The 15,455-nt window shown below is 63.3% G+C and carries 15 protein-coding genes and 1 tRNA gene; 10 read left to right on the top strand and 6 right to left on the bottom strand.

What is annotated here, in order from left to right; genetic code table 11:
* Positions 1-17: 17 nt before the first annotated feature.
* Positions 18-323, bottom strand: coding sequence for a helix-turn-helix domain-containing protein (locus ACVOLZ_RS05730; protein WP_003454714.1), 306 nt, complete (start codon positions 321-323; stop codon positions 18-20).
* 104 nt (positions 324-427) lie between these two features.
* Between ACVOLZ_RS05730 and ACVOLZ_RS05725 the strand changes: the two genes are divergently transcribed.
* The gene (locus tag ACVOLZ_RS05725; protein ID WP_003454711.1) at positions 428-1,054 is read left to right on the top strand and encodes a LysR substrate-binding domain-containing protein; all 627 of its coding nucleotides are present in this window, start codon (positions 428-430) and stop codon (positions 1,052-1,054) included.
* 32 nt (positions 1,055-1,086) lie between these two features.
* On the opposite strand, the gene ACVOLZ_RS05720 is transcribed toward ACVOLZ_RS05725, so the two are convergent.
* The 3 genes from ACVOLZ_RS05720 to ACVOLZ_RS05710 all read right to left on the bottom strand — a co-directional run bounded on the left by ACVOLZ_RS05720 (position 1,087) and on the right by ACVOLZ_RS05710 (position 5,287).
* Entirely contained in the window at positions 1,087-2,943 is a 1,857-nt protein-coding gene (locus ACVOLZ_RS05720; RefSeq protein ID WP_003454710.1) for a tyrosine-type recombinase/integrase, read from the bottom strand.
* Between the two features lie 238 nt (positions 2,944-3,181).
* Positions 3,182-3,255: transfer RNA gene (locus tag ACVOLZ_RS05715), tRNA-Gly, on the bottom strand.
* A 244-nt stretch (positions 3,256-3,499) separates the two neighbouring features.
* Positions 3,500-5,287 (bottom strand): autotransporter outer membrane beta-barrel domain-containing protein, encoded by a 1,788-nt coding sequence (locus tag ACVOLZ_RS05710; protein ID WP_481515422.1) that lies wholly within the window; start codon positions 5,285-5,287, stop codon positions 3,500-3,502.
* A 178-nt stretch (positions 5,288-5,465) separates the two neighbouring features.
* Between ACVOLZ_RS05710 and thiS the strand changes: the two genes are divergently transcribed.
* The 5 genes from thiS to ACVOLZ_RS05685 all read left to right on the top strand — a co-directional run bounded on the left by thiS (position 5,466) and on the right by ACVOLZ_RS05685 (position 10,307).
* The gene (gene thiS / locus ACVOLZ_RS05705; RefSeq protein ID WP_481515404.1) at positions 5,466-5,666 is read left to right on the top strand and encodes a sulfur carrier protein ThiS; all 201 of its coding nucleotides are present in this window, start codon (positions 5,466-5,468) and stop codon (positions 5,664-5,666) included.
* A gap of 323 nt (positions 5,667-5,989) precedes the next feature.
* Entirely contained in the window at positions 5,990-6,784 is a 795-nt protein-coding gene (locus tag ACVOLZ_RS05700) for a thiazole synthase (protein ID WP_282272409.1), read from the top strand.
* Entirely contained in the window at positions 6,784-7,554 is a 771-nt protein-coding gene (trmB, locus tag ACVOLZ_RS05695; protein ID WP_481515403.1) for a tRNA (guanosine(46)-N7)-methyltransferase TrmB, read from the top strand. Before ACVOLZ_RS05700 ends, trmB begins: the two co-directional genes overlap by 1 nt.
* A gap of 106 nt (positions 7,555-7,660) precedes the next feature.
* Entirely contained in the window at positions 7,661-9,508 is a 1,848-nt protein-coding gene (locus ACVOLZ_RS05690) for an SLC13 family permease (RefSeq protein WP_481515402.1), read from the top strand.
* A 43-nt stretch (positions 9,509-9,551) separates the two neighbouring features.
* Positions 9,552-10,307, top strand: a complete 756-nt coding sequence (locus tag ACVOLZ_RS05685) for a hypothetical protein (protein WP_481515401.1) — start codon at positions 9,552-9,554, stop codon at positions 10,305-10,307.
* Between the two features lie 11 nt (positions 10,308-10,318).
* Here the strand turns inward: ACVOLZ_RS05685 and ACVOLZ_RS05680 are convergent, their stop codons facing one another.
* Positions 10,319-10,666: a Rieske (2Fe-2S) protein gene (locus ACVOLZ_RS05680; RefSeq protein WP_481515400.1), complete on the bottom strand. Its 348-nt coding sequence runs from the start codon at positions 10,664-10,666 to the stop codon at positions 10,319-10,321.
* Positions 10,667-10,840: 174 nt separating this feature from the next.
* Here ACVOLZ_RS05680 and ACVOLZ_RS05675 point away from each other — a divergent pair, with 174 nt between their 5' ends.
* From ACVOLZ_RS05675 to mscL, 3 genes are all read left to right on the top strand, one after another.
* Positions 10,841-11,122, top strand: coding sequence for a hypothetical protein (locus tag ACVOLZ_RS05675; RefSeq protein WP_481515399.1), 282 nt, complete (start codon positions 10,841-10,843; stop codon positions 11,120-11,122).
* Between the two features lie 288 nt (positions 11,123-11,410).
* Complete coding sequence (locus tag ACVOLZ_RS05670; RefSeq protein WP_481515398.1) at positions 11,411-12,115, top strand: fumarylacetoacetate hydrolase family protein; 705 nt, start codon at positions 11,411-11,413, stop codon at positions 12,113-12,115.
* Between the two features lie 58 nt (positions 12,116-12,173).
* The gene (mscL, locus tag ACVOLZ_RS05665; RefSeq protein WP_481515397.1) at positions 12,174-12,590 is read left to right on the top strand and encodes a large-conductance mechanosensitive channel protein MscL; all 417 of its coding nucleotides are present in this window, start codon (positions 12,174-12,176) and stop codon (positions 12,588-12,590) included.
* A gap of 82 nt (positions 12,591-12,672) precedes the next feature.
* Here the strand turns inward: mscL and ACVOLZ_RS05660 are convergent, their stop codons facing one another.
* Positions 12,673-13,656 (bottom strand): hypothetical protein, encoded by a 984-nt coding sequence (locus tag ACVOLZ_RS05660; protein WP_481515396.1) that lies wholly within the window; start codon positions 13,654-13,656, stop codon positions 12,673-12,675.
* A gap of 252 nt (positions 13,657-13,908) precedes the next feature.
* On the opposite strand from ACVOLZ_RS05660, the gene ACVOLZ_RS05655 reads away from it, so the two are divergent.
* Entirely contained in the window at positions 13,909-15,330 is a 1,422-nt protein-coding gene (locus ACVOLZ_RS05655; RefSeq protein WP_481515395.1) for a M28 family peptidase, read from the top strand.
* Positions 15,331-15,455: the final 125 nt, after the last annotated feature.

Genomic DNA, 15,455 nt, shown 5'->3' with positions numbered 1-15,455 from the left:
CACGGCGCGGGCCGGCTTCAGTCCGCTGATTTAGGCGGAGCCGTCTCTGCCAGCTTGGCTTCAGTCAGCGCCATCAAGTGGGCAGAACTGCATTTCAGCGCACGGGCGATTTTGAGAATGAGGGGGAGCGTGGGGACATGCTCGCCACGCTCGATCTTTCCCATGTGCGAACGCTCGATTCCTGACAGATGAGCCAGCGTTTCCTGGGCGATGCCTTGACTGGTTCTTTCTTCGCGCACGGAGGCCCCAAACGCGATGGCTGGTTCCGCTTCGTAGGTTGTTGTCCCGGTGGGCCGGCCTCTTTGAATCGAACGCTTTTGCATTGCCAAAAGCGTCGAGGATTGACACGATATAAACCACGTTAAACTTAACTCAATAGAAGCGACTTCATCGGTCGCCGCGAGTTCACTGCCTGGAGGAACTGGACGTGAAATCGAGCGATGCCTCCACTGAAATCCGGGTGGCTGTGCTCGGCGAGTGGGTGCCTTCACCGCTTGCCGACTTGCTGGCGTTGCAGCGCGCCGAAGAGCCAGAGACCGCCACCGCCTTGATCGGATGCAGTTCCACAGCGCAGGCGCAGGAACTGCCGCACGATAACTTTGACTTGGCCCTGTCCACAGCCGCCTGGGAGTGGCCAGGCTGGGTGTGCGAGCCGTTGTGGCATGACACGCTGGCAGTCGCCGTCGCCAAGCGCTCGCACCTGCTGTCCTACCGTGAAGTGCCTCGCCAAGAGCTGCTCAAGCAGCCGTTGATCTGCGCGCAGTCAACGGCCGACGAGCCGTGGCGCGCGGTGGCGCATGGCCTGGTCGAGGATGCACCGCAGGGCCATGAGCAGACCGTCAGCACCTTCGACATGGCGATGACGCTCGTCTCCGCGGGCTACGGCATTGCCGTCGCACCCGCCGCGAGACTGACCTGCTACCTGCGTCGCGGCATCGCCGCGCGGCCATTGGCTGGCGCACCCATCATCGTGATGGCCTACCTGCTTCGCCCGTCCTCGTCCTTGACCGAGCCCCAGGAAAGATTCGCCCGCCGCGCGCGCTCCGTGTCCTGAGACAGGGGCGCGCACTGCTGGGCGCTGGCGCGCTACGCAAACGCCACCTGCTGCGGGGACCACTCGCTTTCCTTCACCGTCGTGCTCACCGCCATGATGATCTTGTCGAGATTTGTGGCACTGACGCTTTCCAGAGCCGAGCCGCCGCGCAGCTTCGCGCGCGGCTGCAGGAGCGCGTTGTAGATCTGCCAAGGGTCGGCGCCCCTGGTCAGCTTGAGGACCGCCTGGATCAGCGCGTGCTTGACCGGATCGAGATGCCAATCCGGCACGCGCTGACCACGGTTGCCCAGGTTCAGCGCCAGCAGGTTGCCGGCCTTGATCTCGTAGCTGATCCACCGGCGGGACTTGCCCGCCATCTTCGCGTACTCGGCGACTGGCAGGTTGTGTGGTGCCTCGAAGACATCGACCAGTTCCATCCGCTGGCGCTGTATGTCGGACAGCGGTTCCTCCATGACGGAACGCGGCAACGGCACTGCGGGCAGCCGATGCGTCTCGGCTGACACCAGTGGCATCGCGTCTCCCGGCCTGGTCACGATCAGGAGCGGCGCCGACGCGGCCGCTGGTTTGGGTGGCGCACTCGCGGCTTCCTCATCCGAGAGGACGGGCACGCCCTCCAAATGAATGGTGAGCGGCATGCTCGCTGCCTCGACCATGTTCTGCTCGAAGAGATCGAGCCGGTCGGCCCAATCCTGCATCATCCGCCGCCGCTGCTCGACGTACTCGGCGTGGTTGTAGGTGGCACTGACCTTGTTGGGATCGACGTGCGAGAGTTGCGCGTCCACCCACACCTTCGGGTAGCCGATCTCGTTGAGCGCGGTGGACATCGTGCCCCGGATGCCGTGCCCGGTCAGCAGGTCGCGATAGCCCATGCGCTTGAGCGCGCCGTTGAGCGTGTTCTCGCTCATGCGCTTCTTCAACTCGCTGTCGTGGCGGAACAGATAGTGCTGGGCCGGTTTGAGCTGTTCGAGCAGGTGCCGGACGATCTCGATGGCCTGCACCGACAGCGGCACGATGTAGGGTGGAATGTCCTTGGGCAACTGGCGCTTCCTGCGCATGTCCACCTGGAGCTGCTTCACGACCTCGGGCGGGATGATCCAGAGGCCGCGATCGAGGTCGAACTGATCCGGCGTCGCCAGGCGCAGCTCGCCCGTGCGCACGCCGGTGAATAGCAGCAGCCGCAGACCGAGCTGGGTCTGCAGCCGGCCACGATACTTGCGCAGGCGCTGCAACAGCTTCGGCAACTCGGCCATGCGCAGGAACGGGTTGTGGTTCACCGGGGGCAGCGGCAGCGCCACCACGTCGAGGTCGGAAGCCGGGTTCTGCTCCAGGCCCGGCACGACCACCAGCGCGTAGCGGAACATCTGGTTGAACCACGTCCTGACTTTCTCGGCGACGGAGAGCGCCTTGCGCCGCTCGATCCTGGCGATCACTTCCAGCAGGTCAGGGCGTTTGATGTCGTAGATCGAGCGCTTGCCCAGCAAGGGCAGCACATCCTTGGCGAAGACGCGAGGGAGGATCGAGAGGGTGGTCTGCCGGCCCTTCTTGAGGCCGAGTTCGCGGTGGGCAAGCCACTTCTTGTAGATCGCCTCGAAGGTGTTTTCACCGGCGAGTTTGACCGCGGCGCGCTTTTGCTTGCGGTGAAGGCGCGGGTTGATGTCCTTGGCCACCAAGGCGCGCGCCTCGTCACGCAGGGCGCGTGCCTCACGAAGGGACACCTCGGGATAGGTGCCCAGCGACATGCGCTTGGGCTCCTTCATCCAGTAGTAACGGAAGTGCCAGCTCTTGCTGCCCGTGGCCGTCACGGCCAGGGAGAGACCATCGATGTCTGGAAGTGTGTAGGCCTTGCCGGTGGCTTTGGCTTGGCGGACCACCAAGTCTGAGAGTGCCATGCTCTAGCTCCTGAACATGAGTCAGGAACCAGATGCTTAACCCATCGACCTCAGCGCCCTAGCAACAATCCGGAAGCCGTCGTGCCCGCAAAAATGGACACAAAAATGGACATAAACGTCGTGGCTTCAGGTGGATTTCCGTGGAGCCCACTGGAACATCGAGGTGTCGAAAACTCAAACAGAATCAACGACTTACGATGCCTCTTGGACTTCCTCAGAATTCCCTGGAACGATGCAGTGGAGCGGGCGAAGGGAATCGAACCCTCGTCAGTAGCTTGGGAAGCTACAGCTCTACCATTGAGCTACGCCCGCTTTGGCGAGGGTGAAGTCTATGCGTGACGCTGGGACAAAGCAACGGCCAGCCCTGAGCACTCCGCGCCGGCGAAAAACGGTGGCTGAGCACTGCTTTCGCAATCGAATCTGGCTGTTGGGCGGTGTAAGCAACTGTTCTGCAAACACTTGATGCTTCGCGCCGCCAAAACAAAAAAGAGGCGATGCCGCAAACGCGACACCGCCTCCCACACACAACATCGCAATCCGCTCCTGCTACAGGAACTTAGAAGCTGCCACCAAAGCTGGCGAACACCGTCGCATCACGCGCGGACTTCTGCATCGTGGTGGTGCTCAGGCCGATATTGCTTTCCAGGCCGAACAGGTTCAAACGCGCACCCAGCACTGCGGTAGCGTAGTTGCGATCGAACTCCAACCCCGGCACCTTGTACATGCCGACGTCAGCCATGGTCTGCAACCAGGCGCTGGCCTGCTTGCCGTCTTCAAACTCATGGTCGTAGGTGACCTGCACATACGGCTTCACGTTGCCGCCATCGAAGCGGGCCTGCCAGCCGATGCGGCCGACGGTCGAATCCAGGTCCTGATCGCCATAGCCAAACGCGGTGGCGCTGGTATTGCTTTCCACGTAGCCGTCCAGCTTCACCTTCTGCCAGACCACAGCAGCCACCGGACCGTGACGGAAGCCACCGGCCTGGCCGAACTCGTAGCCGGCGTTGATTGCGGCGGTGAGGTTGCTGCCATCCGGCGAACCCTTGTGCTCGCGGGTCGCCGGGCCGAGCTGCACCTTGCGGGTCACGTCATAGCCCAGCCAGCTGTAGCTCAACTGGCCATTGACCCACGCGCGCTCGCCGTACCAGCCCGCGAACAGGCCCAGGGTGGTGTCATCCTGGGTGAAGTCACCCTTGCTGTTGCCGAAATCCGCACTCATCCGGCCGTAGCCGGCGAAACCACCGAGCACCATGCCGTCACGCGCCCAATCCACACCGAACAGACCGGCGGGTGCGAGGCCATCGTAGAGATCGGCATGATCATAGCGCTGCATGTCGCCGCGCACATTGCCCCACCAGCTCAGGCCATCAGCCGGACGCGAACCCGGGTGTGCGCCAACCTGATCGGCACGGGCGCGACCAGTGGTCTGTGCCGAATGGCTCAGGATCTGCTGCAGACGCGGCGCTTCCAGCACCGAGATGGTGTACTGGCCGAGAATCTGGTGGGCAGCGGTGGTCGGATGCACACCATCGGCGAACACATAGGTGTTGTTTGCATTTGGCGCAACCAGACTCAGCGGTGAGCAGGTCAGCGACGAGGCCGAGGTGCAGGCCATGTTGCTGACGTTGGTGAAACCATAGGTTCCCGGATTAGCCACGATTTCCTGCAGGATGGTGAAGGTGTCGACTGGAATCACCTGCAGCCCCGCCTGCTTCAGCCCGCCAAACAGGGCGTTGTTGTAGGTCTTGGCCAGCGCAGTGCCCTGCGCCATTCCGACGGCACCACCGGCGCGGGAGGCCGGGGTCAGGCCGATATCAGGCAAGGTTGGGACCATCACGTATTGGGCACCGGCGGCCTTCAGCGTGCCGACAATGCCGATCTGGTCGGTCACCGCCGCGCCGATGATAGCCTGCGCCTGCGCTGGCGCAGCCTGCACCGCAAACAGATCGTTTGCACCACCCCACACCGTGTACAGCGCATTTGCGTCAGCCTTGCCGCCGTTGGCCGCCAGATACTTGGTCATCTGGGTTTTCATCGACGGCGTTGCGCCCAGCGCACCTACCGTGTCCACACCCACGCGGGCGCCGCCAACCGCGTAGTTGTCGCCGGTCTGGCCGTTGCCATTGGGACTGGCATTGGTACCGTACTGGTCGGCGATGTAGTCCGCCCATACCCAACCCGGGTTGGTGGTAAAGCGGCCCACCAGCGAGGCATTCGGGTCCAGCTTCACCAACACAGGACGGAAGTAACCGGTATCGGTCAGGCTGTCACCGAAGAACACCGTCTTGGAGTACGGCGACTGCGCCATGGCCGGCGCTACGACCAAGGCAATGGCAACAGCCACGGCAGCACGCAGCGGGCGGAGGGAAAGAGACATGTTGAGCTCCTGGGTGGGGGAAAGCGGACAGACATACGCCGCCGCACGTTGTTATGTTTTCATTACCGCGTAAGACACACACGCTGCGCCGCCGCAAACTGTCTGCCGGCTGGGCTTTTGTGGCTGGGCTGGCGAGAATGGCGGCATGAACATCCATCTGAATGGCGAACCCCGCCAGCTGCAGCCCAGCCTGACCCTGATCGAACTGTTGGCAGCCGAAGGCCTGGCCGAGCGCCGCGTGGCGGTTGAGATCAACGGCGACATCATTCCGCGCAGCCAGCATGCGAACCACCAGTTGCAGGACGGAGACGTGGTGGAGATCGTGCACGCACTGGGCGGTGGCTGAGCGCAGCGGTAGTGTCGAGCCATGCTCGGCAGCAGCCTTACCGGCGCACCATCAAATTTGTGGGAGCGGCGTCAGCCGCGAAGCTGACCATACGCAAAGGACTGAAAAGCCACCCGCTCCCCAACCCTCCCCTTGCCTGGGGCAAAGGGAGGGAGTTACAGCGACTGCCCGCGCCGCTTGTAGAGCGCAGCCATGCTGCACCGGGGCGTTACCGGGACAGCCTCTGCCGAGCATGGCTCGGCACTACAATTCAGGTCATTGGCAAGCCCTCTGCCGAGCATGGCTCGGCACTACAGGTCGGCGGGATGGGTGATAATTCGGGCATGAATGCAAATGTCCCCACCGATTCGCTGGTCATCGCCGGCAAAACCTATTCCTCCCGGCTGCTGACCGGCACCGGCAAGTTCAAAGATCTGGAAGAGACCCGCCTGGCTACCGAAGCCGCTGGCGCCCAGATCGTCACCGTGGCCATCCGCCGTACCAACATCGGCCAGAACCCCGGCGAGCCCAACCTGCTCGACGTATTGCCGCCGGACCGCTACGCGATCCTGCCCAATACCGCCGGCTGCTATACCGCCGAAGACGCGGTGCGCACCTGCCGCCTGGCCCGTGAACTGCTGGACGGCCACAACCTGACCAAGCTCGAGGTACTGGGCGACCAGAAGACCCTGTACCCGGACGTGATGGCCACGCTCAAGGCTGCCGAACAGCTGGTCAAGGACGGCTTCGACGTCATGGTCTATACCTCTGACGACCCGATCCTGGCCAAGCGCCTGGAAGAAATCGGCTGCGCCGCAGTGATGCCGCTGGCAGCGCCAATTGGTTCGGGGCTTGGCATCCAGAACAAGTACAACCTGATCGAGATCATCGAGAACGCCAAGGTGCCGATCATCGTCGACGCCGGCGTTGGCACGGCCTCGGACGCAGCCATCGCGATGGAACTGGGCTGCGACGGCGTGCTGATGAACACCGCCATTGCCGGCGCCCGCAACCCGGTGTTGATGGCCAGCGCCATGCGCAAGGCCGTGGAAGCCGGCCGCGAGGCCTTCCTCGCCGGCCGTATCCCGCGCAAGCGCTATGCCAGCGCTTCCTCCCCCGTAGATGGGCTGATCGGCTGATGACCAATCCTTTTGACAGCGCGGGCTCCAAGGCACCGCCCAAGCCCTTCACCGTGACCGAGGGTCGCCGCGAGATCCGCAGTTTCGTCCTGCGCCAGGGCCGCTTCACCCCGGCCCAGCAGCGCGCGTTCGACGACCGTTGGCCACGCTTCGGCATCGACTTCAATGGCGAGCCGCGTGACCTGCAGGCCACCTTCGGCCGCAACGCCCCCAAGGTGCTGGAAATTGGCTTCGGCAACGGCGCTGCCCTGCGCTACGCCGCGCAGTTCGATACCTCCAAGGACTACATCGGCATCGAAGTGCACGCACCGGGCGTAGGCCGCCTGCTCAATGCACTGGCCGATGACAATGCCGACAACGTCAAGCTCTACCACCACGACGCGGTCGAGGTGCTGGAGAAGGAAATCGCGGACGGCGCGCTGGACGAGATCCGCATCTATTTCCCCGATCCCTGGCACAAGAAGCGCCACAACAAGCGCCGTCTGGTGCAGCCAGGCTTTGCCGAGCTGCTGGTGCGCAAGCTGCGCGTTGGCGGCCGTCTGCATTGCGCCACCGACTGGGAAGACTATGCCGAGCAGATGTGGGACGTGCTCGACGCCACAGCCGGCCTGGTCAACCGCGCAGGCCCGCGCGGCGCGGTGCCGCGCCCGGACTGGCGCCCGCAGACCCACTTCGAGACCCGCGGCCAGAAGCTCGGCCATGGCGTCTGGGACCTGTTGTATGACAAACAGGGAATCGAGAACAGGGAAACGGGAATCGGTACACCATGACGTCGTCGCGCTCCCCGTGCCGCTACGCTTGCCCAGCAGGTAACACGCACAAGGGCGCGCCCGGCGTTCGCCATTCCCTATTCCCCATTCCCGACTCCCGCCGCTGATGGATACCGCGCTGACGCTCACCACCGATATGAAGCTCGTGCTCGGGCTGGTGGGCTTCACGATGGCGATGTTCCTGTTCGAGCGGATCCGCGCCGACGTGGTGGCGCTGGTGGTGATGGTGGTGCTGGGCGTTACCGGCTTGATCGCCCCGGAAGAAATCTTCGGCGGCTTCTCCGGTAACGCGGTGATGAGCATCATCGCCACCACCATTCTCGGTGCCGGCCTGGACCGCACCGGCGCGCTGAACAGGCTAGCGGGTTGGTTGCTGCGGCGCTCGCATGGCCTGGAACAACGACTATTGCTGCTGACCAGCGCGACCGCCGGCTTGAACTCCTCGTTCATGCAGAACCCATCGGTGATGGCGCTATACCTGCCCGTCGCCTCGCGCCTGGCCTCGCGTACCGCGCTGACGTTGAAGCGACAGCTGCTGCCGATTTCCGCCGCCATCGTGATGGGCGGCGCGTTGACCATGGTGGGCAACTCGCCGCTGATCCTGCTCAACGATCTGTTGATGTCGGCCAACAACAACCTGCCTTCCGGCACTGCCACCATCGAGCCGCTGCGCATGTTCGCGCCGCTGCCGATTGGCGTGGCACTGCTGATCGCCTCGTTGCTGTATTTCCGCTTCTACGGCAGCCGCAAGCTGCAGGAAGAAGAAACCGAGAGCGAAGACGGCCAGGCCCCAGCCCGCACGGAAAGCTATTTCGCCAAGGCCTACGGCATTGAAGGCGATGTCTTCGAACTGCTGGTCACCGCCGAAAGCCCGCTGGTCGGGATGACCGTGGGCGAGGCCGAGAACCTGTTCGATGCCCCGTTGTTCCTTGCACTGAAGACCGGCGATGACACCCGCCTTTCGCCACCCGCCGACATGCGCATCTGGGTAGGTAGTGCACTGGGCGTAATGGGCCCACGCCAGCAGGTATCCGATTTCGCGCAGAACCAGTTCCTGCGTTTGTCCTCAAGGCTGAAACAACTGGGCGACCTGTTCAACCCGGCCCGCGCTGGCATCTCCGAGGCAGTCATTCCGCCCACCTCGAAGATCATCGGCAAGACCGCCGGCGAGCTGCGCCTGCGCAAGGAACGCGGCATCAGCCTGCTGGCGATCAACCGCGACAAGCAGGTGATCCGCGAGGACGTACGCAATACGCAACTGCGTGCCGGCGACATGCTGGTGTTCCATAGCATCTGGCAGGACCTGGCCACCGCCGCTGAGAGCCGCGACTTCGTCGTGGTCACCGACTACCCCAAGGGCGAGCAGCGCCCGCACAAGTTCAAGATTGCCATGGCGATCTTCGCGCTGACCATCATCATCGCGCTCACCTCGCACCTACCAGTGGCTTTGACCCTGCTCACCGGCGTGGCCGGCATGCTGCTGACCGGCGTGCTGCGCATGGACGAGGCCTATGCGGCGATCAACTGGAAGACCATCTTCATGATGGCCGGCCTGATTCCGCTCGGCTGGGCGATGGACAGCAGTGGCGCAGCGGCCTGGATTGCCGGCCACACCATCGACAAACTGCCTGCGGGCATTCCGGTGTGGGCGTTGGAAATTGCATTGGCCTTGCTGACCACCGCATTCTCGTTGGTGATCAGCCATGTTGGCGCGACCATCGTAATGGTGCCAATTGCAGTGAACCTGGCACTGGCTGCGGGCGGCAACCCCACCGCGTTCGCGTTGATCGTGGCCTTGTCGGCGTCCAACAATCTGATGACCGCGTCCAACCCGGTGATATCGATGGCGATGGGCCCTGCCAAATACACCCCGCGAGAAATGTGGCGGGTCGGTGGACCTCTGTCACTGCTGTACACCGTGATCGTGGTGATCATGATCAACATCATGTTCTGAGATACGATCACCTGCGCTGCTTGACCCGGAAAAGGAGATCGCAATGAAACGGATGACATTGGGAACACTTGGTTTTCTGGCCATGCTCAGCGCCGCTGCTGAGCAGCGCACAGCTCCGCAGGCACATTGCATCGATGCACGCCAGATCAGCGGTGCTGAAGACATCACCTCCAACACGCTCGCAGTGCGGTTGAAGGATGGGCAGCGTTTCAAGGTACAACTCGCACAGGACTGCCCTGCGCCGGAAAGCCGGCTGTCGGTGCGCGGTAGCAAGGAAGGCTGGCTATGTGCAGAACCGGGCGAAAGTCTGGTCATCGGCGACGCACAATGCCCGATCAGCACCATCGCCCCGCTGGATACCCGCAGCTACGCCGACCTGCTACGCCAGCGCGACAGCCAGGTGGCCACCATGGCCCCCCTGCAGGTCAAGGCCGAAAGCGCGCCACGCTCGCGCGGCTTTCGTGGGACAGCCGACTATTGCGTCGGCATTGACGCCGTCCGCCGTTGGAGCGAGGGCCCGCAGGGGATCACCGTCGAAGTTTCACCCAACCGCGCCGCTGGTAATCGCTTCTATCGCATTGAGGTCGCCAGCAGCTGCCCGGCACTGGCCAACGCGCAGACGATGACCCTGGTCTCCGGAATGGGCATCGGGATGGTCTGCGGCCACCCTGGCGACAGGATGGCATTGGCCCGCCCGGAGCGCGAGCTGATCCGGCCCGGCGATCGTGCAAACTTTAGCGGCCGCTACGACTGCCAGATCAGCCGCGTCTACCCGGTGCTGGACAAGAACGGGAGCTGAGCCTGCAGCGCTCAGCCCAGCAACACCTTGCCATCGCCAACAGATACCGGCACCGCGCGCAGCGAGTCGCCTTTGCACGGGCCTGCGACGCAAATGCCGCCGTCCAGCTCGAACGAAGCACCGTGCACAGCACAGACCAAGTGCCCTTCGCGGCTCTTGAGGAACTGGCCGGGCGCCCAGTCCAGCGCACGCCCGGCGTGCGGGCAGACGTTCAACCATGCCCGCACTGCATCGCCATCGCGGTACAGCACCAGCGTCTCGGCATCGCCATCGATCACCGCCACCACCGCATGAAAGCCTTGATCAGGCACGGCAGCAAGAGGGCAAAGTTCGATTCCGGAAGCAATGGCGCTGGACATTGGAACACCGATACAAGTAAGCCGCTCATTGTCGCATGGGCAATCAAGGCTGGAACGAAGCTGACTCACGGCAATGTCACGGCCCCCTATTCAGACACCAATTAACGACAACTTCACGCAATTGACCCGATCGCCCCTGATACTCCACAGCAGACTCAACGTCATAGAGCTTTCATGAACATCCGTTACGTCCAATTCGCCAAGCTGCGCAACCTGTTCGAGCCGCGCAAACCGCGCAACCCGTTGGTGCGCATAGCCTTGGGCCTGCTCGGCATCGCAATTCTTGCGGTACTGGTGGTCGGCGGCGTGTTCATTGGCGCGGCGATGATCCTCGGCGGCATCGCCTGGAAGCTGTTTGCCTCGCGCAAAGCCCGCTCCGTAAGCAAGGCTGACCCGACCGTAGTCGACGCCGAGTACCGCGTAGTACGCAAGACTGCCCTGCCGCAGCCACGCTGAGGCTTTTCTGTAATGCCGAGCCATGCTCGGCAGGGGCCTTACCGGCCAACCGCCCTGTAGTGCCGAGCCATGCTCGGCAGGGGCCTTACCGGCGCACTCAGGTTGTAGGAGCGGCGTAAGCCGCGAAGCCTGCGCGATTGAAACCACCGGCATAGCTGCAATCTGATCGACCATCTGCTTCGCGGCTTACGCCGCTCCCACAAATTGGCTTTCCCGCGCAGCATGCCTACGCTCTACACAGATGTCTGCGTCCGCTAGACTTTTGCGTCGTTTCACCTGGACGCAACCATGACTGACCTGATTCCCGCCCTGCCCCAGCCCCGCATCTCGGTCGCCGGTGGCGGCACCTTCCCGGTGCACCGCATTTACTGCGTGGGCCGCAATTTTGCCGATCACGCCCGCGAGATGGGTGCAGCCGCACCGGCCTCGACCAGCGAACGCGGCCAGCCGATGTTCTTCATGAAGCCAGCTGATGCCATCGTGGTCGGAGACGCAACGATCCCCTATCCGCCTGCCACCTCCGACCTGCACCACGAAGTTGAGCTGGTGGTGGCGCTGGGCAAGGATGCGCCGACTGGTGTACTCGCCGTGGATGAGGCGATGAACCTTGTGCTGGCCTACGGCGTTGGCCTGGACCTGACCCGCCGCGACCTGCAGGCAGCCGCCAAGGCCAAGGGCGGCCCCTGGGATATCGCCAAGGGCTTCGACCATTCCGCACCGGTCAGCAGCCTCGTGTTGGCATCCGAAGTCGGTGATCTGGCACCGCTGGAGCTCTCGCTGGAAATCAACGGCGAGCTGCGCCAGAAGTCCACGCTGGACCAGATGATCTGGAACGTCGCCGACATCCTGCACGAGCTGTCCAAGCTCTATGCACTGCGTGCTGGCGACCTGATCTTCATGGGGACCCCGGCCGGTGTTGCCGCACTGCAGCCCGGCGACCGTTTCAGCGCCCGCCTAGGAAAAATCGCACATCGCGAAGGCTTGATCGCCTGATGACATCTACTGGAGTAGTCTGCGCCAGCTCCCCTTCATGCACACCTAGGAGAAACACATGGGAATGATCAGCGAATTCAAGGAATTTGCGATGCGCGGCAACGTCATCGACCTCGCGGTCGGTGTCGTGATCGGTGCCGCATTCGGCAAGATCGTCACCTCGCTGGTCGAGAAGGTGATCATGCCGCCGATCGGCTGGCTGATCGGCAATGTCGATTTCTCGGCATTGGCCTGGACCTTGGCACCGGCAAAGATCGGCGCCGACGGCAAGGAAATCCCTGCGGTGGTGATCGGCTACGGCGACTTCATCAACACGCTGATCCAGTTCGTCATCGTCGCCTTCGCGATCTTCATGCTGGTCAAGGTGGTCAACCGCCTGTCGCGCAAGAAGCAAGAGGCACCGGCCGCTGCGCCGGAGCCCAGCGAAGAAGTGCTGCTGCTGCGCGAAATCCGCGACGGCCTCAACAAGCACTGAGCAATCAGCAATCAGCAATCAGCAATCAGCAAGCTTGCCAGCAACGGCCGGACCAGTGCCCGGCCGTTGCTGTTTCAGCACCTTAGAACAACAAGGTCATCGACGCCTGCGGGCTGACATAGGAAGCGCTGTTGCGCCCACCCGGCAGCGACGCCTGTACCCCGACCAGAAACCCAATCTGCTGATTGAGGTTGTACTCCAGCGCCGGCGCGACACTGAAACTACGGCTCGCCCCATCATGTTGCTGGACGTGCTGGCGTTGTCCCGACGCATCCAGCTCGGTGCCATCAAGCAGGCTCCCCGATTGGCGGCTTGCGGTCACGTCCAGGGCAAGCGCCCAGTGGTGGTTGATGCTGTATTCCAAGCCCAACGCTGCACTGAACGCAGGCCCCGGACTGACATGGCCACGAAAGCTGCGATCGGTGCCATACACACTGGCACCTTTGACCGACACGTCCCGCGGTGCCGGACTCCAGCGGGCCTGCCAGCGCCAGCGCAGCGGCCGCCCGTTGGGCAGCCAGTGATAGTTTTGCCCGATAAGCGACAAGTTGGTGCGCGACACACCACTGCCTTGGCCATTGAGCAGGTTGTCGCCCAGCTCGTCATAGCGCCCAGTCGGCAATGATTGACCAAGCATCACCGCAAGTGCAGCTTTGCCATTCAAGGCATCACCTTCACGGAACAGATAACGCAGCCGCAGCGCACTGTCGGCAACACGGAAACCGTCACTGTGCTGTTTGCCTTGCGTGCTTCTGGCGCTGTCCAACACCAGCTCACCTGCCAGATGGTCGGTGATGCCAGCACTGAGCAGCAAGGTCAGCAGCGATGAATCACTGGAATCCTTCAAGGCATGCCTATTGCCTTTGTCGTCATAGCGCCCGGTGGCATGCGTCTGTATCCAATAGGGCTGGGCGTAGAACCTTCCCTGCGGCAGAGTTGACGGCGACGGTGTCACCAATGGCCCGGTAAAGCGCACGTCCTCCAGCGAGTGCGCCTGTGCCCATCCTGCGCTTGGCGCAAGCATCGCCACCAACAACGTCCCTGCAGCTCTGTTTCTCAATGTCATCAATACGTCCTGGTTCATCCACCCGATCGGTGGAAGACTCAGGCTCGCGCGCGACGCAGTACTGCCGACACAGGAAAACCCCTGTTCACTCTGTAGCGGTTTTCAGCTCACCATCGGCCTAAACGATCTTTCAAAACGCTGCCAGAGGAGAATCCCCCGCGTCGCCCAAGCAGGCTTCCCCATACCAACTGGCACATTCCCCTACGACAAGTCACTGTTACCCTGACTCGACAAATCACCTTGGAATTGACTATGCGTCGCCGCGCTCTTTCCCTTGCCCTCCTGTTGCTGTGCTCCTCGGCCGCTGCCAACGCTGCGCCCACCCATATTCCGCAGCAGGCGCTGACCAAGGCCGCCGAACTGCGCGCACAGGCGCTGGCGGACAACACTGGCTGGCAGGTGGTGGAATCGTTGACCACCGAAGTGGGCCCGCGCATGGCCGGCAGCGAAGCCGATGCACGTGCGGTGGAATGGGCCAAGGCTAAGTTCAAGGCGCTGGGCTTCGACAAGGTATGGACCGAGCCGGTCACCTTCCCGAAGTGGGAGCGCCGCAGCGAGCACGCCTCGGTACTGGGCGCGCATCCGCAGCCGCTGACCATCACCGCCTTGGGTGGCAGCCCGGCCGGCACGGTGGAAGCCGAAATCGTACGTTTCGAAGGTCTGGATGCATTGAAGGCGGCGCCAGAGGGCTCGTTGACCGGCAAGATCGCCTATGTCGACTTCACCATGACCCGCAAGCGGGATGGCGCTGACTATGGCATCGGCGGCAGCGTGCGCAGCCGTGGCCCGTCCGAGGCAATCCGCAAGGGCGCTGTCGGCTTCATCATGCGTTCGGCTGGTACCGATTCGCACCGCATGCCGCATACCGGCATCACCCGTTTTGACGAAGGCCTGACCCCGGTGCCGTCGGCCGCACTCTCCGGCCCGGATGCCGATCAGCTCAATCGTCTGGTTACGCGCGGCTCTACCCGCATCCGCATCGCGCTGGATTGCGGCTGGGATGGCAGCTACACCTCGCAGAACGTGATCGGCGAAATCACCGGCCGCAGCCTGCCCAAGGAAGTGGTGGTGATCGGCGGTCACCTGGACTCCTGGGACCTGGGCACCGGCGCCATCGATGACGGCGCAGGCATTGGTATCACCATGGCCGCCGGCCATCTGATCGGCCAGCTCAAGCAGGCACCCAAGCGCACCATCCGCGTGATCGCCTTCGCCAACGAAGAGCAGGGTCTGCATGGCGGCAAGGCGTATGCAGCTGCGCGCGTCGCGGCTGGCGAAATCGTGCAGCAACACATCGCCGCCGAGAGCGACTTCGGCGCGGGCCGTATCTATGCCTTCAACACCGGCTCGGGCAATCCGGCTGAATCGCGCGAGGCTACCCGCCAGATCGGCGAAGCGCTGGCACCGCTGGGTATCGAATACCGCGCCGACCAAGGCGGTCCCGGCCCCGACGTAGGCCCGCTGGCCGCCAAGGGCGGTGCCTGGGCGTGGCTGGCACAGGACGGAACCGACTATTTCGACCTGCACCACACCCCGGACGATACCTTGGACAAGATCGACCCGAAGGCGCTGGCGCAGAACGTGGCTGCCTATACCGTGTTTGCCTATCTGGCGGCGGAGTCTGAGGGCAGCTTCGGCAGCGAAGCCAAGGATGTGGTGCCGCCGAGGGAGTGATTTTTTGTCGGATTGAAAGCAAGAAAGGCGCCGCGAGGCGCCTTTCTTGCTTTCGGCTTCTGTAGTGCCGGGGGGACGGGGGCGGCGGGCGGGGGGGGGGGGGGGGGGGGCCGAGGCCGGGGGGG

Source organism: Stenotrophomonas sp. STEN020 (assembly GCF_056760195.1).
The sequence above is the reverse complement of the archived record's forward strand: the minus strand, read 5'-3'. Positions and strand labels throughout refer to the sequence as shown.